Below are 19,887 nucleotides of genomic sequence, written 5' to 3'. Positions count from 1 at the left end.
CCGCATGATGGAATCTATGATTCGCGATATTAAACTAGCGCCGTCCGGACACGCAAAGATCGACTGGGTGAAACGCTTCATGCCGGTGATGGCGGCTGCGGATAAGGAGTATTCTGTTTCAAAGCCCTTCGCAGGCATTAAGATGGTAATTACGCTTCATCTTGAGGCAAAAACCGCTTATATGGCAACGATATTCAAACATGCGGGAGCGGAGGTTGCCGTGACCGGCAGCAACCCCCTATCGACGCAGGATGATGTTGCAGCCGCACTCGTCGAAGAAGGCGTTCACGTATTTGCATGGCATGGATGCACCGATGAGGAATATTCCGTGTTCCTCAATAAGGCGCTCGATATCAAGCCCGACATTGTCATTGACGATGGCGGCGACTTGGTGGATATGCTTCATACTACTCGTCGGGAGCTGCTGCCGACGCTCATCGGCGGTTCTGAGGAGACAACCACCGGAGTGCATCGTCTCTATGCACTCGAGCGGCAGGGCAAGCTCGAATTTCCTATGATTGCGGCAAACGATGCATACTGCAAATACCTGTTTGACAACCGTTACGGAACCGGACAGTCCACCTGGGACGGCATTATGCGGACGACGAATCTTGTCATCGCGGGAAAAACCGTCGTTATCGCCGGTTACGGCTGGTGCGGCAAGGGCGGTGCAATGCGTGCGCGCGGACTCGGCGCTAACGTCATCATTACGGAGGTAGATCCGATCAAGGCAATCGAAGCCGTTTTTGACGGATTCTATGTGATGCCGATGGACGAAGCCGCGAAGGTCGGCGATATTTTCCTGACACTGACCGGAAACAAAGACATTCTTCGCAAACATCATTTTGCCGCGATGAAAGACGGCGCAATGATGGCGAATTCCGGACATTTCGACGTTGAAATCAATATACCGGAGCTCGCCGCAGAATCCGTATCCCATCAAACAGTACGAGACAATATCGAAGAATATGTCCAGCCCGACGGGCGACGTCTCTACTTACTGGCGGAGGGACGCCTCGTGAATCTCGCTGCGGGGGACGGACATCCGGCAGAGATTATGGATCTTTCCTTCGGTGTGCAGTTCTTCTCCGCGCTGCATCTTCTCCGCCATGGGAAAGAGATGAAAAAAGGCGTTCATCTGATGCCCGAGGAGATCAATGTCGAGATCGCCAATATCAAGCTCAATTCGCTTGGTATCTCCATCGACACATTGACCGCGGAACAAAAAGAATATCTCGGATTGGCATAAGGGGGCGCCCCGTGAATATACTGATTAAAGACGTTGCTGCTCTTTTGCCGGACGGGACAACGCCGACGCTCAATATCGCGATTGCGGATGACCGTATTCTTTCGATGGGCGACGTGCCGCATGATTTTCATGCGGACAAAACAATCGACGGGACACGGCACTTTGCAATCCCGGGATTGGTCAATGCGCATACCCACGCCTCAATGACACTCCTCCGCAGCTATGCGGACGATATGAAGCTGATGGACTGGCTTCAGACAATGATTTGGCCAATCGAGGCAAAACTGCATTCCGACGATATTTATTGGGGCGCTATGCTTGCCGCAGTAGAGATGATTCGCAGTGGGACGACGGCGTTTGCGGATATGTACGGTCCCGATATGGATCGTGTCGCCGAGGTGACGGAGGTTTCCGGTCTGCGCGGCGTTCTCGCGAGAGGTCTGATTGGCGTTGCGCCCGATGCGGATAAGAAGCTGGAGGAAAACGCCGCGCTTTATGAGACCTATCATGGAGCCGCGGACGGGCGCATCACCGTGATGTTTGGCCCACATGCCCTATATACCTGCCCGCCGGACTATCTCAAAAAGATTGCACAGCGCGCACAGCAGCTCGGCGCCGAAATACACATACACATGTCCGAGACTGTGGGGGAAGTAGAGTCCTGCCTCAAAGACTATGGAAAGCGCCCCTTTGCACATGTGGAATCCACGGGACTCTTTGAAAACGGGACGATCGCCGCACATTGCGTGCATCTTGATGATGAGGATTTCTCTATCATCAAGAAACACAATATCCGTATCGCCCATAATCCCGGCAGCAATATGAAGCTTGCCAGCGGTATCGCGCCTGTTCCTCGGATGCTAAAAGAAGAGATCTGCGTGGCTCTCGGAACCGACGGCGCTTCCAGCAACAACAACTTGGATATGCTAGACGAGGTACAGTTATCGGCGCTTTTGCATAAAGTGGATACACTCGATCCGCTTGCAGTCCCTGCGCTCACGGCGGTCAAGATGGGAACGGAATACGGGGCGCAGGCACTTTCGTTAAAGGATGTCGGACAACTAGTGCCGGGGCAGAAGGCGGATATTGCCCTCTTTTCCATGCACGGTGCAGAGTGGACACCGTGTTACAATCCGGTCTCACTCCTTGCCTATTCCGGAAAATCCTCATCCGTTGATACGGTGATCGTAAACGGAAAAATTCTCATGGAAAATAGAGAACTCAAGACACTGGATGAAGAGCGTATTTTATACGAAGCACAGCGCACGGCGGATCGCTTGACAAAATAGTGCGCACATGCTCCGATCACATTTGATGAAGAGATATTTCACTTGACTATGCCTCCATCTCAAAAAGATGGAGGCATAGTCAAGTATGGAGGGATTCTCATTGAAAAAACGAAGTCCCGGTCGTCGATCGCCGAAAGCCCGCGGAAGTTCTCCGGCGAACGATTCAGGACGAAAGTATGAATTTGTCGGGCTTATACTTCTCACATTTGCCGTACTCTCAGGCGTTGGGCTTCTCGGTTGGAATGTCGGTTTTGTCGGTATCTTTTTTGCAAATATATTTCGATATTTATTCGGCTGGGGCGCGGCCTTTGCAATTTTGGTCATTGGGCTTGTCAGCATACAGTATATTTTGCATCATCGCAGCTTATTATATACGAAGCGTTTTTTTGGTGTCATAGGCTTATTTATATCAATCCTTGCGGCATGGCATCATTTTGTCATTCCCGTCGGTGAGGAGATACTGCCTCAAAGCCTTGCAGACGGCGGGGGACTGCTCGGTGGGAGCGTGCTCCTCGTGCTGCGGAAATTCTTTGGTGTGGACGGATCTATCATCCTGCTCACGACGATCATTCTAGGCTCCGTTCTTTTATCAACAACGTGGTCGTTCGCTTCCGGCTATATCCACACAAAAGAGCAGGCAAAAAAAGGCGCATCAGCCGCCGGAACAGCCGTTAGTGCGACCTATGAAAAGATGAGTGCCGTCAGCGAAAAAATCGAAGAAAAAGCCGCAAATATCGTCAGCGACGTGCGCGCATCCGTTCCGTATAATCAGGCAAATGACACACTCTTTGCGGAAGCGGACATGCCCGATGAAGTCTTTGGCGCAAATCTGCCGGAAAAGCCTGTTCCGGAAGCAATCGAAACGCTTGACGTGCCGGCTCTTGAAGAGCGGGAACAAAAAGCGGAAATACAAGCACAAGCTCCGTACGAGCCGCTAATCCCCGTTACAGCGGAAGAAGAGGAAGCGGATCATACTGTTCCTTCGATATTTCCCATCCGGTACGCGGAAGATAACGCGCAGTCCGAGGAAGCTATTGATGTCGCTCTGCCGTATGGCCATCAGGAAGATACGACGTCTGCGCCTATGATAGAGATTTCTCATATTGACGAACCTGCGATAGAAATAGAGGAGGATGCTGCACCGTTTCCTCTTGATGCGCCCTCCGAACCTCCTGCCGCTCCTTCGTCGGCAAAGAAGCCGCCGCAAATAAGCAACTCTGTGGAAATGCCTCCCGACCATAAGGAGAATGCCTATGAGCTGCCCAAGGTTACGCATATCTTATCCAAGCATATCAAACAGGAAAATGAATCTTTAGCGCAGGAGATTGAGGAGAATGCGTACATTTTGCACCAGACACTAGAGAACTTCCACGTCAACGCAAAGGTGATCAGCGCCTGTCACGGTCCCGCGGTCACGCGTTATGATCTGGAACCAGCGCCCGGTGTCAAGGTCAGCAAGATCACAAATCTGGCGGAGGATATTGCGCTCCAACTGGCAACATCCTCTGTGCGTATCGAGCCTGTGCCGGGCAAGGCTGCCATCGGCATCGAGATTCCGAATCGCACCTTGGAGAGCGTTCAGCTCAGAGAAGTCTTGGAAAATCCACAATTTCAAGAGGCACAGTCAAAGCTTACCGTCGGGCTAGGGAAGGACATTGGAGGACAGGCGGTCTTTGCCGATATTGGAAAAATGCCGCACCTGCTGGTTGCCGGTGCAACCGGATCGGGAAAATCTGTCTGCATCAATACACTCATCTCAAGCATCCTATTTAAGGCGGCGCCGGATGAAGTAAAATTTATCCTGATCGACCCGAAGATGGTCGAGCTGTCGAACTATAACGGCATCCCTCATCTCATGGTTCCGGTCGTGACCGACCCGAAAAAAGCCTCGTCCGTACTCAACTGGGCGGTACAGGAGATGGAGAAACGGTATACGATTTTTGCCAATCACGGCGTTAGGGACATTAAGACGTTCAACCGCCGATATGCGGAAGAAAAGATACCCTTTATTGTCATCGTCATCGACGAGCTCGCCGATCTCATGATGATTGCGCCGCGTGATGTGGAAGACGCCATCTGCCGCATTCTCCAAAAGGCGCGTGCAGCGGGGATCCACATGATCCTTGCGACACAGCGTCCGTCGGTGAACGTCATCACCGGCATCATTAAGGCGAATTTGCCGTCGAGGATTTCGTTCGCCGTGTCTTCTCAAGTCGACTCACGTACGATCCTAGATCGCGGAGGCGCGGAAACCTTGCTTGGAAAAGGCGATATGCTCTTTTCGCCGCAGGGCGTTTCGAAGCCGCTGCGCGTTCAAGGCGCGTTCATCAGCGATGAAGAAGTCGAGATGCTGCTTGACTTCATCCGCGCACAGGGACAGGAAATTGACGAGAATGAGGAGCTTGTCAGCTTCATCGAAAACGAGACAAAGGAAAACGAGTCGGAAGAGGATGACGAGTTCCTTATGAAACAGGACAAGCTCCTGCCGGAAGCTGTGGAGCTCGTCCTATCGACCGGGCAGGCATCTTCGTCAAGTATTCAAAGACGATTCCGTGTCGGATATTCGCGTGCGGCACGTCTCGTCGATGCGATGGAAGAGCTGCGCATCATAGGTCCGAGCGCCGGCGGGAACAAGCCGCGCGAGATTCTTATGACGCCGGAGCAGGCGCGTGAACTCGTAAAAAGTGTGATGTAAAACAGCGTGTATTTTCTTCAGTTCTATGCTATACTTACGCTCAACCAGTATTTTGCCGTGATGCTTTTAGGAGGGTGTCCAGATTGAAATACATGACCGGTAACGAATTGCGGGAGGCCTATCTCCGGTTCTTCGCAGAAAAAAAAGACCATCTTCGTCTCGCGAGTTATTCGCTGATCCCTGAAGACGATCCGACGCTTCTTTTAATCGGCGCCGGCATGGCGCCCCTCAAGCCCTTCTTCACGGGAAAAATGAAACCGCCGCGCCCACGTATTACGACTTCGCAGCGTTGTGTGCGTACCGGCGATATAGAGAATGTCGGGCGTACGGCGCGTCATCAGACATTCTTTGAAATGCTCGGAAACTTTTCCTTTGGGGATTATTTCAAGAAAGAGGCAATCCCTTGGGCATGGGAGTTCTTAACGGAAGTGATAGAACTCCCAAAGGAAAAGCTCTGGGTCTCTATTTATCCCGACGATAATGAGGCACGTGCCATTTGGCTGGAGCAGCCGGGGCTACTGCCGGATCATATTGTTCCTCTGAACGATAATTTTTGGGAGATCGGCCCCGGTCCCTGTGGTCCTGACTCCGAGATCTATATCGATCTCGGTGAAGGGCGCGGCTGTGGAGAGCCTACCTGCGGCGTCGGCTGCGACTGCGACCGCTTCCTTGAAATTTGGAATTTGGTCTTTACACAATACGATCGCAGCGAGGAGGGAGAATACAACCTCCTTGCGCACAAGAACATTGATACCGGCTGCGGACTGGAGCGGCTTGCGTCCGTTGTGCAAAATAAAGAAACGAACTTCGAGACGGATCTCCTCTATCCGATCATCGCTTACGCGGCGAAGATTTCGGGCATTGCATACGGAAGCGATAAGCGCAAAGATATTTCGCTGAAGGTAATCGCAGATCATGCGCGGTCTATCTCCGTCATGATCATGGACGGTATCCTGCCGTCCAACGAAGGGCGGGGATATGTCCTGCGCCGCACACTGCGCCGTGCAATCCGGCACGGGCGTATGCTTGGTATTACGGATCCGTTTCTTGACGGTGCAGTAGATGCCGTCGTTGAGATTTTCCGCGGCGCGCCTGATTTCAGCGAACTCACGGCAAAGCAAGAATACATCAAACGTGTGATCCGCGTCGAGGAAGAGCGTTTTGCGTCGACCCTTGCGCAGGGCATGGAACTGCTGAATGGCGAGATTGATCGTCTCAAAGAGGAGAACAAGGTCGTTCTGCCGGGAGACATCGGATTCAAACTCTATGATACCTATGGATTCCCGCGTGAACTGACGGAAGAAATTCTCCATGAACACGGCATCACTCTTGACGGCGTGGAGTTCGACAAAGAGATGGAGGCCCAGCGAAGCCGTGCGCGCAGTGCGCGTGCAGAGAATCAAGCAGTTGCCGTGCCGGATTTGTCGAATATCGATACGAGTGCGCTTCGCTCCGATTCGACTGCCAAAGAAGCCGTTGTCGCGGCGATTTGGCGTGACGGCGAGATCGTCGATTCTCTGCGTGACGGTGAGAGCGCGGGCATCATCCTCGATAGAACCCCGTTCTATGCCGAGGGCGGCGGACAAGTCGGAGACGAGGGGGTTCTGCGGAGCGATCTCGGATATATTTCGATCAGCAATGCGAAAAAACTTCCCGACGGGACAATTTATCATATTGCTTACGTGGAAGAAGGAGAAATCCATCGCGGCGACCGCGTGGACATCACGGTAAATCGGGAGCGAAAACTCTCCTCCGCACGCAACCACACGGCGACACATCTTCTGCAGGCAGCACTCCAACGTGTCGTGGGGGAACATGTCAAACAGGCGGGCTCCTTGGTAACGCCGGATCGGCTGCGCTTTGACTTTACCAATTTTGAACCTGTCACGGAACAGCAGATCCGTGATATTGAAGAATTGGTGAACGCAGAGATTTTGCGCTCAGTCGATCTCGATATCTCCATGATGCCGATTGCGGATGCTAAGAATATGGGCGCCATGGCGCTCTTTGGTGAGAAATATGGCGATATTGTCCGTGTGGTTAGCGTTCCGGGGTTCAGCATCGAGCTGTGCGGCGGATCGCATGTCGGCAATACGGGGCAGATTGGACTCTTTAAGATCATCGGAGAATTCGGTGTTGCCGCAGGTGTACGCCGTATCGAGGCGATTACAGGGAAAGCGGCGTTCTCCTATGCCGCGACACTCTACCATACTGTACAGGAAATATCCGCAAAGCTGAAAACAAGACCAGAAGATCTGTCCTATCAAATCGATAAATTCCTTGACGAGAGGAAAGCGATGCAGGAACAGCTTCGTCAATTTGCCGAGTTTAGGGATAAAGCCGATGCACAGAAACTCTTAATGGCCGTTCGTGAGATCGGCGCCTTCCATGTCGTCGTCGGTAAGGCGAATGTTGATTCTATGGACGAATTGCGTACCATCGCCGACCTTGCCTGCGAGAAACTCGATCATGGGATCGTGATTCTTGCTGCGGTCATTGACGATAAGGTTAGCCTCGTTGTTAAGGCGGATAAGAATGCAGTGAGCGCCGGGGCTCATGCCGGACAAATCATCAAAGAAGCCGCGAAGGAAGTGGGCGGCGGCGGCGGCGGTCGCCCGGATATGGCTCAGGCGGGCGGGAAGACCCCCGAAAACATTCCTCAGGCATTTGATGCGGCAATTTCCGTAATCCAGCGGCAGGCAAACAACTAATATGGTTTCTTGAAAGGCTGTCACATATGCTGACGGCCTTTTTTAGAAAGGATTTTAGGATGGATGTCGATATTACAAGCGATATAAAAAAATATACGGGACGCTTCTGCATAGCGCTTTGTATCTTGGCGAGCGGTATCGCGTATATTATGATGCAAACAGATACAAATAATCATACGACACTTATCGCCGAAGGACGTCTTATGTACCGCACGGAAAATATACTTTCCCCAAGCGGCGGTACGGTAGAGGATATGACGGCACAGGAGGGGAGTTTTCTCGAAGAGGGAACGGTTTTGGCGGTTGTTCGAAACCAAATAACCGAGGAAGAGATCTTACGTTTGCAGCAAAATGTAGATTTATCAAAAAGCAATCTTGCACAGCTTCAAAACGGTATTATTGGAAATACGACAAGCAGTGTCCGCAGTACCGAAAACAATCATGAACTCATCGAAGCAGAGACACGAATGGAGCGGATGAAAGCCCTCTATGAAATGGGGGCGATCAGCGCCGCAAAACGCGACGAATCGATTGCAAACTACGAAGTTATCAAAAGTGCGTCATCTTATTCATCGTCCTCGCCGATAAAAATAACCGTCGATCCCAATACTGTCGAAGCAGCTAAGCGACAAGTCCAAGCCGCCGAAGAGACATTAAAGAAAGCAAAAGAGGGGACAGCGGCAAGTGATATTGTTTCTTCGTACGCGGGAACGATAACCAGACTATTCGTTATTCCTGGCGATCACGTACAGACGGGCGAGGTTCTTCTGCAGGTGCGCCTTGCAGAAAATCCATGGATTGAGACAGAGATTATCGGAGAAGAAATAGATAGGATATATCTAGGACAGCCGGTAGAGTATCAATTAGACCGAATGAAACTGAGCGGTACCGTGCAGGAAATTTCGGATGGCGAAACGGAGGGCGGAGGAAAACGCGTCGTTATATCCGTTCCGTCCGATATAACGGAGGTGCACGGGGATACGGAGCATATCAAGCTGCACTTTATTCCGTGACTGCTTTCATGGCGGCGTGTGACGCTTTACTTTTTCTAGGAAGCATTTTATATTGTGACGTAATAAAGCGTTATTGTGCAAAATGATTTTTTAAGAGGGAATAAATATGCCGAACCATAAACTCAGAGATCATCTGACTGATCAGCTATGTGATGCGACCGTTTTATTGAATACACGAGAGGAATGCTATCGGTTCTTTGAGGACATATGTACCATTGCAGAACTCAAGGCGATTGCCCAGCGTCTTGAGGTTGCTCATATGCTGTATGAAGGCGGGACATACGATGAGATTGTTGCGCAGACAGGCGCGAGCACCGCGACAATCAGCCGTGTGAAACGCTGTCTGAACTATGGCGCCGACGGATATGCGCTTGTCCTGAGCAGACTATTTCCACACGAAGAGCAGAAAGAGGAAGCTTATGAGTAGCTGCGACGAGCCTTTCTTATGATACAGCGCATACGACAATTTTATTGGGCAATATGGGGGAAAATGGACATAGGTACCCATACCTTTGTCAGATCTTATCTCACCGATGATGAACAGGAGCTTTTTTATGCGATGCATCCTGCGGATCGGTTTCATTCATTTCATGTGGCGCTTACCGCGAAGGAAATCTATCGAGAAGAGCGACATTTATCCTCGGATGACTATATCTTCCTCATTCGCTGTGCGTTACTGCATGATATAGGGAAAACAAAAGGGACCACGGATGTTTGGGGTAAAGTTCTATCCGTTCTTGCACGCCGATTCTTTCCGTCGACGATACCGTTCTTTGTTTCAAAAAAAGACAAGAGTGGAATCTGCGGAAAGGTTGGAACCGCCTTTTATGTTTCTTATCATCACCCGGAAATTGGTGCGGAGAAACTTCGGATGATAGGGAGGTATAGGGAAGCAATCATTGTAGCGCAGCATCAAAAAAAAGAAGCACCGGAAGATGATCCGGTACTTTCTATTTTGAAGCGGGCAGACGCACGGAACTAACGATCAGTATCCGCGTGTCTTATCGACGACATTCATCATACCGATACGCTGCGGGAATATCTGCAGGTTGCTGCGAAAGATCTTGAGAGAGCGCTCTAGATACATTGGGGAAACGGATGAATAATGCGGCGTAATATATAGATTTGGAACGTCCCATAGCGGAGAATCCTCCGGCAGCGGTTCTACCGCGAAAACATCGAGAGAAGCGCCGCAAATCATCCCGGAGGAAAGAGCTGCCACAAGGTCGTTCTCGTTTACCACGGCGCCTCTTGATACATTGATAAAAAACGCATCTTTCTTCATGAGACGGAATGCATCCTGATTAAACATATTGGTTGTTTCAGGCGTCAACGGCAGTGTGACAATAACATAATCCGCACAGGAGAGCGCCTCGGAAATCTGTGCTATCGGAAGCAGCTGATCGACAAACGGTTCGGTTGTTTCTTTTTGTTTTACGGCGACGACGTGCATCCCCATATTTTTCAGATGTTTTGCAACCTCGCGTCCGATGCTGCCAAGTCCGATAACTGCCGCTGTTTTACCGTAGAGTTCGTCGGGAGAGGTTAAACGCTTCCATTGGTGATTTTTTTGATTTTCCCATGCCTCGATCAGTCGGCGGCTCGACGCGAGCATAGTGCCAAGAATATGCTCTGCCATAGGGATCCCGTGGATACCGCGCGAATTTGTAAGTAAAATATCCGATCGGCAAAAATCCTCGTTGGCCATCAGTTTCTCAACACCCGCGCTAAAGGTATGAATCCATTTTAGCTTTGGCATCTGCTGGAGGAATGTATCGATATCCATTTGGGAATCATATCCCAGCAGTATATCGACATCAGGCATCACAGAAGCAGTTTGTTCCGGACGCCCGCATACGACAGTGCAGCCGGGCGACGCGTGATGCAGAAGATCGATCTGTTCGTCATTCAATCGCACAAACGATAGAAGATGCAGTTCCATATGATAAATCCTTTCCGATATGCAGTAAATTCGTATACCGTTCATTAAATAGTAACTATTCGCTAAAATGACAAAAAATCCTTTTCTAAAGTTCTTCCTTCTTAACTATCCATAATTACCATTATGGATAGTTAAGCGTAAAAATAGAATAAAGATATGTGAATTTTATAACTTATGATTGACAACGCTCCCGTTTAATCCTATAATTTAGATGTTGGGTTATATAATTTTTGATTATGATTTTTAGTCAAGGAGAGTGTTCTTTTATGTCAAAGAATCCTGTAAAAATCACTGAGACTGTGCTCCGCGATGGACATCAGTCACTGCTGGCAACCCGCATGAGAATTTCGGATATGCTTCCGCAGCTTGAGGCGCTTGATGCCATCGGGTACAACTCCCTTGAAGCTTGGGGCGGAGCAACATTTGATTCTTGCCTGCGTTTCCTTGATGAAGATCCGTGGGAACGTTTGGACACTCTGAAGAAGCACCTCAAGACCCCGATCCAGATGCTCTTGCGCGGTCAGAACCTGCTCGGCTATAATCATTATTCCAACGATGTTGTAGAAAAGTTCGTTCAAAAAGCCTCTGCACACGGTATCGGCGTCTTCCGCATCTTCGATGCGCTCAACGACATTCGCAACCTGAAAGTGGCGATTAGCGCCGCGCTCAAATGTCCCGAAAAGCCGCATGTCCAAGGCTGTCTCGTATACACGATCAGCCCTGTGCACACCAACGAAATGTTCGTTGAGCTGGCGGTCGAACTCGAAAAGATGGGATGCCATTCCGTCTGTATCAAGGATATGTCGGGACTTCTGAAGCCATATGTCGCTGAGGATCTTATCACGAAGCTCAAAGCCGCCGTCAAGATTCCCATTGACCTGCATACGCACTGCACGTCCGGATTTGGTCATGCAACGTACATCAAGGCGGTTGAAGCCGGCGTCGACATCATTGATACGGCTCTTGCCCCCTTCTCGAGCGATACGTCGCAGCCGTGCACAGAGACGATGGTTGCTATGCTCGAGGGGACGGAGCGCGACACGGGGCTCGATCGTCAGGCGATGACGCCGATCTCCAAACATTTCCTCAAGGTCAAGCAGGATCTGATCAAGACCTTTAACCTCAAAGGATACTTCGACATCAACCCCAATGTTCTGGACTTCCAGATCCCGGGCGGTATGCTCTCCAACCTTGCAAATCAGCTCAAAGAAGCCGGCATGGAAGACCGCTATCAAGATCTCCTTGATGAGATGCCGCGCGTTCGCAAGGATATCGGTTATCCTCCTCTTGTCACGCCGTCTTCGCAGATCGTCGGCACGATGGCAACGTTTAACGTCATGACAGGCGAGCGCTATAAGATGGTTCCAAACGAGTTTAAGGATCTTGCACGCGGAAAATTCGGCAAGACGCCGGTTGAAATCGATCGTGCATTCCTGACGGACACCTTGAAGATAGATCCCAAGGATATCATCGATGACTGCTCCATCGAGGATGCCAAGGCTAAGACGTTTGCAGAGTTTAAGGAAGAGCTCAAAACAAAAGGCTATCTGAATCCTTCCGATGAGGACGTTCTGTCCTATGCGCTTTTCCCGCAGGTCGCAGAAGAGTTCTTCAAGGCGCACTACAAGCCCATCACGGCGTATGTCAAAGAATAATAACGCTTCCTAGAATCATTCGAGGGGACGGATTGCTTTGCAGTCCGTCTCCTTTTCGTATTCAAGAGAAAAACACTGATTTCCCGATAAACTCGCGCAAAATCGAATTGTTCGGTATCTCGTCCACCGCTGTTATCTCGTTCACATACTGTAAGAATCGGAGAATTAAGGCAGCTTCTGTATATCCGTCCTCCCCTTTTTTTATTTCCTTTAGAAGAGGAATCGCATATTTCTTTAGTACGCCGACCTCATAAATCAGCGCCGAGTTGAAAAGGACATCGGCATCCTCTTGAAACGGGAATATGTATTTTTCTTCCCCAGCCCTGACGTCCGGCCACTGTTTGATGCTCTTGATGGCTTTTGAGCCGCGAAATTGATGGTCTCGTACCAATCGGCGCAAAAATCGTATATCCGTCGTTGGAATCCTATTGTGTGCATCAATATTGAGCTGAGTTAATGCGCTGATATAGATCTTGTATTTATTCTTGCGCGGGATTTCCTTTGTCAGCGCCTCGTTTAGCCCGTGAATCCCCTCTATGATGATCGGCTGATCCGAGCGAATCGATATAGGTTTGCTCTTGCCCCATTCTCTTTTTCCGCTAACGAAATTAAAGTGCGGCAGAACAACTTCTTTTCCGGCAAGAAGATCGACCATATTTTGATTGAAAAGCTCTGTATCGAGGGCTTCCAGACACTCGTAGTCATATTCTCCGCGCTCGTTGCGCGGCGTATCCTCACGATTGAGGAAATAATCGTCTAGGGACAGCATGATCGGATGCAGGCCATTGACACGCAGTTGTATGCGCAGACGCTGTGCAAAAGACGTCTTTCCGGAGGAAGAAGGGCCGGCAATCAAAATGATGCGTGTATCGTCACTATTGGAAGAGATATGATCCGCAATCTGAGCGATCTTCTTTTCCTGCAGCCCTTCCGAAACCCGGATCAGCTCCCCGATCTCATGATTTTTATTGATCCTGTTCAGATCGGAGATGTATCGACAATCTAAAATATCCGCCCATGTTTTCGATTCGGACAGGATAAGCTCGAATTTTGGCTGGTTGATGCGCTTTCGTATTTTACCGTTTGTCATCTCGTCCGGCGTACGGATCAGTACGCCGGTTTTTTCATGGTCAAGCTCGAATTGATTCAGCTCTTTTGTTTCGTGCAGCATCGGACCATATAGGTAGTCTGCATACGATTTACATGTATAGAGGCTAATATACGGCTGTGTCAGCTCCGATATCAAATTCACCTTTCCATAGCGCCCTTCCTTGCGGAAGAGCTCGATCGCTTCTTCTCTCGCAACGGAGCGTTTGCAAAAGGCTATATTCTCGGAAATCATTTGCCGCATGACGGCCTCGATTTCCTTGACAAAATGCACATCAATGCTCTTGTCGGGATGCTGTATCTCGCAAAACAGCCCCTTGTTCACTGTAAATTTTGCAATGACTTCCGCATCTTTATCCAATTCGTTTACGGCAACAATTAAAAGAAACAATACGGAGCGCCGATAGACTCTCCAACCAAGGCGGGAATTTAGTTCTATAAACTTTATATCGTTGCTCTCATGATATAACGACTGCAGATCGTGCACCTCTCCGTCGACAACAGCGGCAACGATGGGGCTAGCGTATTCATGACTATGTTCCCGGGCGATTTCCAGCAGACTTTTTTCCATTCTTACATGCTCCTTTATTTACATATGATAGTAGATAGCGTTTAGTTTTCTGCTCTATGTTTAGATATACAAAAATCCTGCCCATCAGTAGTGCAGGATTTTATTTGTATATGACTAAACTAATGCGGTAACTAGTTTATATGTCAGTGCACCCATAACGGCGGTACAAGGGATAGTTAGAACCCATGCGATAACCATTTGCTGTGCGACACCCCAACGAACTGCATTAATACGCTTGGCAGCGCCGACACCCATGATAGAACCTGAGACGACATGTGTCGTGCTCACCGGTAAATGGAGAAGCGTCGCTCCGAATATGATTATGGATGAATTGAGATCTGCTGCAAAACCTGAGATCGGCTGGAGCTTAAATATTTTTCCGCCGATGGTTTTTATGATGCGCCATCCCCCTGCCGCCGTTCCGCACGCCATTGCCGTCGCCGCCAGTACCTTAACATAAGTCGGTACCTCAAAGACATCGATATAGCCGCCGGACAATAACGCAAGGGTAATAATGCCCATAGACTTCTGCGCATCATTTGAACCGTGAGAAAACGCCATTGTCGCGGCTGATAATATTTGCATCTTCTTGAATTTTCCATTGATGGAAGTCGGTCGAAAATGACCAAAGAAGCGAAAGAGCGCCGACATAATGATGCAGCCGGATACAAGACCGACGAGCGGCGATAGAATGAGAGATAGTATAATTTTGCCAATGCCGTAGAAGTTCAATCCGTCCGAACCGACCGAGGACATGAGAACGGCGCCGATTACCCCGCCGATGAGCGCGTGCGAGCTGCTGGACGGCATAGAGAACCGCCATGTGATAATATTCCATATAATAGAGCCGAAGAGTGCGGCAATCAGGACATGCTCGTCCACATGTCCCGCAGATTTCACAATGTCAGAGCCGATGGTTTTGGCAACGCCCGTGCTATACATTGCCCCGAGGAAATTCAGAACGGCAGCCATGATGATGGCGTGCTGCGGATGAATTGCCCGCGTCGATACAGAAGTGGCGATTGCGTTCGCCGTGTCATGAAAGCCGTTGATAAAATCAAAAATGAGCGCCAACAGGATCACTAAGAAAATCAAAAGCTGCAAATCAGGCATATTTCATTACCACTCCCCGCAGCATGTCGGCAATGAGCTCGCAGTGATCAAGCGTATCCTCCAGTTGCTCTAAGACGTCCTTCCAGCGTATGAGTTCGATTGCATTCGTTTCGTGCTCGAATAAATACGCGACTTCCTGCCGATAGATGGAGTCCCCTTCACTTTCATAGCGTTCTATCTTATGAGACGCATCGAGGATTTGAACTTGATTCTTTCGGATATTATCCAAAAAGGAAAACGCGCGCACAACTTCTTCAGTCGCCACGATAAGCAGCTCCGTCAGTTTGACCGCGCCGGGCATCGGCTCACCGACATGGTACATATGATAGCGCTGTAAAGTTCCCTGCAGCAGGTCTACCCCGTCGTCTAAATTATTTGCAAGGGCATAGATGTCCTCACGGTCAATGGGGGTGATAAACGTAAGGTTCAGCTTATCGATGATACGATCGTTGACGTTATCCGCTTCATGTTCAATGCGGTCAATTTCTTTGACTTTCTCACCGACACAGGTATAGTCCTTCATTACGTCATTAAGAACCAATACCCCAGTGTGAAAAAACTTAGCACTCTCTAGGAAGAGACAGAAAAACTCATCGTCTTTCTGTTTGAAATTGAACATATATCATGACCCTCCCTAAAATATACGAGTTTGGAGTCACACCGCTCGAAAGTCTACGGTGTAATAATATCATTATTTAGGATTGACAGCAAGACAAAATTCAAGTTCCGCGGCATTCGATTTGATATTGAAATTAGGATTTATGATACCGTTGTTATATATGCTAAAAGCCGCATAGAAAGCTCTTCCTCGCTATGAACTTCAATATCCGCTGTAATTTTTGTATCGTCCGGTTTGATGCGGTGTCGATGGTTGAACCACAGTGTATGCCATCCGGCATGACAGGCACCCGGCATATCGAGGGCAAATGCGTCTCCAACGTAGAGGAGACGCTCTGCGGGAAGATCCAGCCGACGCTCCATCTCTCGAAATATACGTACATCGGGCTTGCGAAAATCATGATCGCCGGAGACGATGACATGTTCTGCGGGAATCCAGTGTGCAAGATTCAACGATTTGATTTTTTCACGCTGATGTACGGAGTTGCCATTCGTGATAACACCCATTTTTACATTCTTTTCCCGTAATGTATCAAGAATATGCTTCATCGTATCGGTGAGACGAATCCGGTATTGAAATTCCACATAACGGCGCTGAAACTCCAACACCTCCTCATCAGTGACGGAGACCCCGTATTCCTGCATAGTCATGCGAAGACGATAGGCATAAAGTGCCTCCATCGACATCTTCCCGGTTTGCGTATCGTCAAAGCGTTCGTCACTGTAGCGACGAAATAAGAGGAACAGATCGTTCGTTGGAAACCGATACCGCGTGCCATAGAGGGATTGGTAGGCACCCAAAAAGGGAATAGACATATCGTATAACGTATCGTCAACATCAAAAACTACGCCATAGTTTTTCATCATATCCTCGCTTTGTATTGAAGAGTCTATCGCTATTATAAATAAAATTATGCCCCCGCGCAATGCGTTAGTGCAGGATTTTGTGCGCCGTATAGGTTTCCACCTTAAGACGGCTGCCGTCGGTGCGAAATACGATTGCCCCGTCATAATCCGTTCGCAGCGTTTTTATGCCTTGTTTTTCGTATCGATCCGCCACCTCCTGTTTCGGATGCCCAAATGTATTATCTCTCCCCACCGAGTATACGGCGTATACGGGATGTACGGCGGCGATAAATTCCTCTGAACTCGATGTATTTGAACCGTGATGCGGAACTTCTAGGACTGTGCTCTGTATGTCCTTATGAAGTGCAAGCAGCTTCGCCTCGTGTTCTTTGACCAAATCGCCGGTAAACAAAAAGCTCGCGCTGCCATAGTGCACACGATAGACATTCGACACCTCGTTGCCGGTTGCGCTGTCCGACGGATCATAGGGCGGCGCGTAGACGGTATCGATAGTGACGCCGTCCACTGTGATTCGCCTTCCCTCTTCCGACTTGCTAAATTTTAACAGCAGTGGATCGCTGTCTCCCATATGCATACTTCTCGCATATTCTGTAACCCCCTCATCCGCAATGAACACGTGCTTGACCGGCATTTTTGCAAGAATCGCATGTGCGCCCGCGGCATGATCCGCATGTGCGTGTGAGAGAAATATATAGTCGAGCTCGCGCACGCCATAGTGCAGCAGATACGGAACATCTACCCGTGCGCCAATGTCAAACGCATCGTCTCTCGTTCCGCCGGTATCAAACATCATCGCATGACCATGCGGCGTAATTAGAAGAACCGAGTCCCCCTGCCCTACATCAATAAAGTGAACCGATAGTTCGGCAGGCTGTGCAATATAGCGAAAGATGAAAAAAATAAGCAGTACGCCGAGGGAGACACCAATAGCCTTTTGCTTTCCCTTGATAAATTCTATCAAGTGGTCACGCAGTTCTTGCGGTGCAAATATGAGCAGCAGCAAGGTGTAATAGGCACATCCGACACCAATCTCCGGCGTCGGAACAAAAATTTTAGAAGCCGGCAGCGCCGCCATAAAGCGTGTCAATTCAAACGATATGCCAAGCAATATGCTGTCAAACGCAAATACAACTTTCCCCGCTAGAGGGATGATCCACGCCGTAATCCCGCCCAAAAGCCCGACGATAATGATGATGTCCACAATCGGAACGACAATAAAATTCGATAATAAAGACGACAGCGACACCTGATTGAAATACCATGCGAGCATGGGGAGCGTCGCGAGTTGCGCTGACATTGTTATGGATAAACTGCCTGCGGCAAATACGGATATCCCTTTCATACGTTGAAACAGTATGGGCGCAATAAAAAGTAGCCCCGCCGTTGCAAGAAAGGACAATTGAAAGCTGATATGGAAAAACAGCAGCGGAGAGACGAGGAGCATCAAGATCCCCGTCACAATCAAGATACGCTGCGCGTCCCGTTCCTGCCCTAGAACAAGTCCGACAAAAGCAATTCCGCCCATAATGCCAGAACGTACGGCAGGCGGCACGAATCCTGCCAATACGACATAGGCTGAAATGACAAAAATCACAGAGATTGCCCGCGCCCATTTGGGAAATTTCAGAATTATAGAGAACCATGCCGTCACGGCGGCAATCAAGCTGATATGGGAGCCGGAAACAGATAAAATATGTATAATTCCCGTTGTGGTAAAGGCTTCTAATAGTTCCGGTCGTATGCCTTCGTATCCTCCAAACAGCATTGCAAAAATCGCCGCTGCATCGCTGTGCGGCATCACCTCCGACATGCGATTGATATAGTGTGTACGCACATCTGCCGCAAATTGGATGATATTCTGAAATAACGAATATTTTTCTGCACGCTGAAAAGAAAGAGAATCTTGGCTTGTGTGAAGCCGCGCTGTAATTCCTTGGCTGCGCAAAAGGAACGCCGTATCTATCTGCCCTGGGTTTTGATAACTGTGCGGTCGGCGCACTGTTCCTTCGGCAGAAATATGATCCCCGATATGCACTTCAGGCAGGTCGTCTCCGGCACGCGCGCGGGAATAAATAAGTATATTCCCTTCTCCGACATGTTCTTCTCCTTTGGAAAATATAGATGTTACCTGTGCCGTATAACGCAGATGAACACCCCCATCCGGATCTGCGGTAATACGAGGCGGTTCTGTAACGACACCTTCGACCTTGGCATCTTGTCCCGCGTAATTCGAAATATCGGAAGCCGGAAGATCATAGACCGCCGCGAATCGAAGCATCCCCAATACGAAAAAAAGCCCGACGAAGACAATCCATGTCTTTGGGCTTTGCCGATATATCAGGAATATCGCCGCGCCGCTTCCAATCAGCAGTACGGATAAAAAATACGGCAGCGCGGCAGAAAAAGAAATATCAAAATATGCGCTGCAGAAAATACCGAGACAAAGGGAAAATAACAGGGCGATAAGAAACGTGAGCTGATACTGCCCTGTTTTCATATGGTCACCTTGTCCTTTAGTTTTTCAAATTTTGCGTTGCCGATTCCGCGTATCTTTTTTATATCTTCAATCTTCTTGAAGTTCCCGTTTGCTTCACGATACTCCACAATACGTGCCGACATCGCGGGACCGATGCCGGGAAGCTCCTGCAGTTCCTTCTCGTTTGCTGTGTTGATGTTGATCCGCCCGTCTGTATCGTTCCCCGCGGGCACGGCGGTCTTACTGCCGAATTTTTGATTTTCCGGTACGCGTATATGCATTCCGTCTTCAAGCAGCGCCGCCATATTCACGCGGTCAATGTCTGCCGTTTCTATCACGCCGCCGACTTCGTTCACGGCATCGCCGACACGTTTTCCTTCGGGGAGTATAACGAGTCCCGGTTTTTTCACCTCTCCCGAAACATATACGGTCACGGAACGCGGCGGTTCCGGCGGCATGTTCGTCCCCGCGTCAAGCGCCAATGTTTCCTGTTCCGAATAGTAGCCGTACATTGTGCCGCCTATAGCGGCGGCAACGAGAATGAGCAATACGGCAAGGGACTTTTTGAACATGGGCATACG

General features: G+C 49.5%; 15 protein-coding genes. 8 read left to right on the top strand and 7 right to left on the bottom strand.

From position 1 onward, the window contains the following. Positions 1-7: 7 nt before the first annotated feature. The 7 genes from K341_RS0103020 to K341_RS0102990 all read left to right on the top strand — a co-directional run bounded on the left by K341_RS0103020 (position 8) and on the right by K341_RS0102990 (position 9,939). A complete protein-coding gene (locus K341_RS0103020; RefSeq protein ID WP_026761805.1) occupies positions 8-1,249 on the top strand; it encodes an adenosylhomocysteinase in 1,242 nt (413 codons plus the stop codon). A gap of 11 nt (positions 1,250-1,260) precedes the next feature. Beyond that, a complete protein-coding gene (locus K341_RS0103015; protein ID WP_026761804.1) occupies positions 1,261-2,538 on the top strand; it encodes an amidohydrolase in 1,278 nt (425 codons plus the stop codon). Positions 2,539-2,623: 85 nt separating this feature from the next. After that, positions 2,624-5,233, top strand: coding sequence for a DNA translocase FtsK (locus K341_RS0103010; protein ID WP_026761803.1), 2,610 nt, complete (start codon positions 2,624-2,626; stop codon positions 5,231-5,233). A 92-nt stretch (positions 5,234-5,325) separates the two neighbouring features. Further along, complete coding sequence (gene alaS / locus K341_RS0103005; RefSeq protein WP_211221201.1) at positions 5,326-7,944, top strand: alanine--tRNA ligase; 2,619 nt, start codon at positions 5,326-5,328, stop codon at positions 7,942-7,944. 59 nt (positions 7,945-8,003) lie between these two features. Next, positions 8,004-8,957, top strand: a complete 954-nt coding sequence (locus K341_RS0103000; protein ID WP_026761801.1) for an HlyD family secretion protein — start codon at positions 8,004-8,006, stop codon at positions 8,955-8,957. Between the two features lie 106 nt (positions 8,958-9,063). After that, complete coding sequence (locus K341_RS0102995; RefSeq protein ID WP_009348759.1) at positions 9,064-9,384, top strand: YerC/YecD family TrpR-related protein; 321 nt, start codon at positions 9,064-9,066, stop codon at positions 9,382-9,384. An 18-nt stretch (positions 9,385-9,402) separates the two neighbouring features. Beyond that, a complete protein-coding gene (locus tag K341_RS0102990) occupies positions 9,403-9,939 on the top strand; it encodes an HDIG domain-containing metalloprotein (RefSeq protein ID WP_009348760.1) in 537 nt (178 codons plus the stop codon). 3 nt (positions 9,940-9,942) lie between these two features. Here K341_RS0102990 and K341_RS0102985 read toward each other — a convergent pair whose 3' ends face one another. Continuing rightward, the gene (locus K341_RS0102985; protein WP_009348761.1) at positions 9,943-10,899 is read right to left on the bottom strand and encodes a D-2-hydroxyacid dehydrogenase; all 957 of its coding nucleotides are present in this window, start codon (positions 10,897-10,899) and stop codon (positions 9,943-9,945) included. A gap of 266 nt (positions 10,900-11,165) precedes the next feature. Here K341_RS0102985 and K341_RS0102980 point away from each other — a divergent pair, with 266 nt between their 5' ends. Next, entirely contained in the window at positions 11,166-12,554 is a 1,389-nt protein-coding gene (locus K341_RS0102980; protein ID WP_009348762.1) for a pyruvate carboxylase subunit B, read from the top strand. A 61-nt stretch (positions 12,555-12,615) separates the two neighbouring features. Here the strand turns inward: K341_RS0102980 and K341_RS0102975 are convergent, their stop codons facing one another. The 6 genes from K341_RS0102975 to K341_RS0102950 all read right to left on the bottom strand — a co-directional run bounded on the left by K341_RS0102975 (position 12,616) and on the right by K341_RS0102950 (position 19,884). Further along, on the bottom strand, positions 12,616-14,232 hold the full coding sequence (locus tag K341_RS0102975; protein ID WP_026761800.1) for a nucleoside kinase: 1,617 nt from the start codon (positions 14,230-14,232) through the stop codon (positions 12,616-12,618). A 114-nt stretch (positions 14,233-14,346) separates the two neighbouring features. Continuing rightward, positions 14,347-15,345, bottom strand: coding sequence for an inorganic phosphate transporter (locus K341_RS0102970; RefSeq protein ID WP_009348764.1), 999 nt, complete (start codon positions 15,343-15,345; stop codon positions 14,347-14,349). Further along, positions 15,338-15,964 (bottom strand): DUF47 domain-containing protein, encoded by a 627-nt coding sequence (locus K341_RS0102965; protein ID WP_026761799.1) that lies wholly within the window; start codon positions 15,962-15,964, stop codon positions 15,338-15,340. Before K341_RS0102965 ends, K341_RS0102970 begins: the two co-directional genes overlap by 8 nt. Before the next feature lie 140 nt (positions 15,965-16,104). Next, the gene (locus tag K341_RS0102960) at positions 16,105-16,830 is read right to left on the bottom strand and encodes an HAD family hydrolase (protein ID WP_037349346.1); all 726 of its coding nucleotides are present in this window, start codon (positions 16,828-16,830) and stop codon (positions 16,105-16,107) included. A gap of 64 nt (positions 16,831-16,894) precedes the next feature. Beyond that, on the bottom strand, positions 16,895-19,327 hold the full coding sequence (locus K341_RS0102955; RefSeq protein ID WP_026761797.1) for a DNA internalization-related competence protein ComEC/Rec2: 2,433 nt from the start codon (positions 19,325-19,327) through the stop codon (positions 16,895-16,897). After that, positions 19,324-19,884, bottom strand: a complete 561-nt coding sequence (locus K341_RS0102950; RefSeq protein WP_026761796.1) for a helix-hairpin-helix domain-containing protein — start codon at positions 19,882-19,884, stop codon at positions 19,324-19,326. The genes K341_RS0102955 and K341_RS0102950 overlap by 4 nt, the downstream gene beginning before the upstream one ends. Between the last annotated feature and the right edge of the window lie 3 nt (positions 19,885-19,887).

Source organism: Centipeda artemidis DSM 19719 (assembly GCF_000426665.1).
Lineage (GTDB): Bacteria > Bacillota > Negativicutes > Selenomonadales > Selenomonadaceae > Centipeda > Centipeda artemidis.
This window is presented reverse-complemented; position numbering and strand designations above follow the sequence as displayed.

Bases quoted from the DNA above. Each gene is read 5' to 3' on its own strand.
- K341_RS0103020 (WP_026761805.1), top strand. From the start codon at position 8: ATGGAATCTATGATTCGCGATATTAAACTAGCGCCGTCCGGACACGCA.
- K341_RS0103010 (WP_026761803.1), top strand. From the start codon at position 2,624: ATGGAGGGATTCTCATTGAAAAAACGAAGTCCCGGTCGTCGATCGCCG.
- alaS (WP_211221201.1), top strand. From the start codon at position 5,326: ATGACCGGTAACGAATTGCGGGAGGCCTATCTCCGGTTCTTCGCAGAA.
- K341_RS0103000 (WP_026761801.1), top strand. From the start codon at position 8,004: ATGGATGTCGATATTACAAGCGATATAAAAAAATATACGGGACGCTTC.
- K341_RS0102995 (WP_009348759.1), top strand. From the start codon at position 9,064: ATGCCGAACCATAAACTCAGAGATCATCTGACTGATCAGCTATGTGAT.
- K341_RS0102990 (WP_009348760.1), top strand. From the start codon at position 9,403: ATGATACAGCGCATACGACAATTTTATTGGGCAATATGGGGGAAAATG.
- K341_RS0102985 (WP_009348761.1), bottom strand. From the start codon at position 10,899: ATGGAACTGCATCTTCTATCGTTTGTGCGATTGAATGACGAACAGATC.
- K341_RS0102980 (WP_009348762.1), top strand. From the start codon at position 11,166: ATGTCAAAGAATCCTGTAAAAATCACTGAGACTGTGCTCCGCGATGGA.
- K341_RS0102975 (WP_026761800.1), bottom strand. From the start codon at position 14,232: ATGGAAAAAAGTCTGCTGGAAATCGCCCGGGAACATAGTCATGAATAC.
- K341_RS0102970 (WP_009348764.1), bottom strand. From the start codon at position 15,345: ATGCCTGATTTGCAGCTTTTGATTTTCTTAGTGATCCTGTTGGCGCTC.
- K341_RS0102965 (WP_026761799.1), bottom strand. From the start codon at position 15,964: ATGTTCAATTTCAAACAGAAAGACGATGAGTTTTTCTGTCTCTTCCTA.
- K341_RS0102960 (WP_037349346.1), bottom strand. From the start codon at position 16,830: ATGATGAAAAACTATGGCGTAGTTTTTGATGTTGACGATACGTTATAC.
- K341_RS0102955 (WP_026761797.1), bottom strand. From the start codon at position 19,327: ATGAAAACAGGGCAGTATCAGCTCACGTTTCTTATCGCCCTGTTATTT.
- K341_RS0102950 (WP_026761796.1), bottom strand. From the start codon at position 19,884: ATGCCCATGTTCAAAAAGTCCCTTGCCGTATTGCTCATTCTCGTTGCC.